This window comes from Phycicoccus sp. Root563 (assembly GCF_001427915.1).
Taxonomy (GTDB): Bacteria; Actinomycetota; Actinomycetes; order Actinomycetales; family Dermatophilaceae; genus Pedococcus.
In genome coordinates this window covers 1,085,201-1,086,498 of sequence record NZ_LMGM01000001.1, presented here as the reverse complement: position 1 = coordinate 1,086,498, position 1,298 = coordinate 1,085,201, and the positions used below count along the sequence as shown (strand labels likewise).

Genomic DNA, 1,298 nt, shown 5'->3' with positions numbered 1-1,298 from the left:
GGCGATGGCGGCGGCATAGGTGGCTGGTCGACCGGCCCCGCTCACGAGGACCACCGACACCTTCGGCGAGGCGGCGACGAGCACGTCCACCGCTTCACGCACCGAGGCACGGAACTCGGCAAGGTGAGCGGAATCGGTTCCGTCACAACGGATGTCGTTGTCCATGATCTGCACCAGGGCCAGCCGTGGAGTGGGCACGAGGCGGAGGGCGTCGTGGGCCTGGTAGGGCAGCAGGGCAGCCTCGGCGCCGTCGCGGGCGAGGTTGGCCACGTGGTCGGCGGTCTCGGGCACGGCGCGGGTGAGGCGGGCGTAGATGCTGTCGACCGCAGGGTTGGTGCCGGTGGCCCAGGAGTTCGCGAACACGTCGTCGTCGGGGGCGTTCGGGTCGGAGTGGAACCCCGTCATCCCGGAGTGGCCGATCGCCACGACGCCGACGGGATGGCCCGGGTCGGCGGTGCTCGTGGTCGACGACGTACCGGTCGACCCGGACGGGCGGGCGCCTCGCTCCGTGACGGCGGGGGTGCCGCTCGCACAGGCCGCCACCACGGTGGCGAGGACGGCCACGGCGAGTCCGCGCCATACGGTCGACGAAGGGTGCAGCACGAGGTCCTCCCGGTGGGCGGGGCTCCCTGCACCTCGAGGCTAGACCTGCCGGCCCGTTCCGGGCGACGGCATTTCCTCGGCGATGTCGAGGGGGCCGGAGGTGCCGTCCGGTGGAGTCAGGAATGGCCCGAACGACCACTGGCGTGTCGTCCGGGACTGTTGCACGCTCGACGGGTCACGCTGTCGAGCCACTGCACGACCGAGCACAAGGAGGCCGGTATGGGAGCTACCGGGACAGGACCGTTCGAGAACGACGACGCGCTGGACTTCCTCGACGCCCTCGAGGACGCCGAGCCGCACGAGCGTCGGGCCCGGGTGGAGCACGCGATGGTCCGCGTGGTCGGGTCGCGTGCCTACATCGAGGCGCCGGAGATGGCCGAGGCCATCGCCGCCGCCGTCGTGGTGGCGGCGAGTGACGACTTCGAGAGTGCGATCCGCGAGCCGTACCTGCCGCGGTGGATCGAGGACGAGCCCATCGTGGTCGACGAGGGGCTCGAGGACCTGGCCACCAAGGCCCTGCACCGCGCGCTGCGGCCCGACGACAACGAGTGGTGGGAGCTGTGGGACGAGGCCAGCGCCACGGACGACATCACCGAGCGCCTGAGCAGGTACCTCGAGACCCTCGGCGAGTGACCCCGACGAGCCGATCCTGCCCGGGGTGACGCCTACCGGCGCCACCCCGGGCACCGGTTAGG

Annotated in this window: 2 protein-coding genes; one reads left to right on the top strand and one right to left on the bottom strand. The window is 71.8% G+C overall.

Annotation, left to right across the window (positions count from 1 at the left end; translation table 11 throughout):
• On the bottom strand, window positions 1-603 hold a 603-nt coding region (locus ASD62_RS20295; protein ID WP_200956855.1), incomplete at its 3' end, for a hypothetical protein.
• A 219-nt stretch (window positions 604-822) separates the two neighbouring features.
• Here ASD62_RS20295 and ASD62_RS20290 point away from each other — a divergent pair.
• Window positions 823-1,236, top strand: a complete 414-nt coding sequence (locus tag ASD62_RS20290) for a DUF4259 domain-containing protein (RefSeq protein WP_056915028.1) — start codon at window positions 823-825, stop codon at window positions 1,234-1,236.
• The last annotated feature ends 62 nt before the right edge of the window (window positions 1,237-1,298 follow it).

Excerpts from the sequence above, each read along its gene's own strand:
- ASD62_RS20290 (WP_056915028.1), top strand. The coding sequence starts at position 823 with ATGGGAGCTACCGGGACAGGACCGTTCGAGAACGACGACGCGCTGGAC.